Origin of the sequence: Pseudomonas sp. IPO3749 (assembly GCF_013386605.1) — a bacterium.
In the GTDB taxonomy this organism is placed as follows: Bacteria; Pseudomonadota; Gammaproteobacteria; order Pseudomonadales; family Pseudomonadaceae; genus Aquipseudomonas; species Aquipseudomonas azotoformans_A.
The window spans coordinates 1-365 of the sequence record NZ_JACARN010000171.1; the positions used below are offsets into that span (position 1 = coordinate 1).

A 365-nucleotide genomic window follows, 5' to 3' on the forward strand; every position below is an offset into this window, starting at 1 on the left:
TGTGGTACAGCGAGCCAAAGGTGATCATCGCCACCCACCCCAGGGCGCCGGCATGTACATGGCCGATGGTCCAGTCGGTGTAGTGGGAGAGGGCGTTGACGGTCTTGATCGCCATCATCGGCCCCTCGAACGTCGACATGCCGTAGAACGCCAGGGACAGCACCAGGAAGCGCAGGATCGGGTCGGTGCGCAACTTATGCCAGGCGCCGGACAAGGTCATCATGCCGTTGATCATCCCGCCCCAGCTCGGCGCCAGCAGAATCAACGACATGGCCATGCCCAATGATTGCGCCCAATCCGGCAGGGCGGTGTAGTGCAGGTGATGCGGGCCGGCCCAGATATACAGGGTGATCAACGCCCAGAAG

At 62.5% G+C, this 365-nt stretch carries 1 protein-coding gene; it reads right to left on the reverse strand.

What is annotated here, in order from left to right:
• Positions 1-365: cbb3-type cytochrome c oxidase subunit I (locus HX812_RS31970; protein WP_178949172.1), on the reverse strand; the 365-nt coding region annotated here is incomplete at both ends.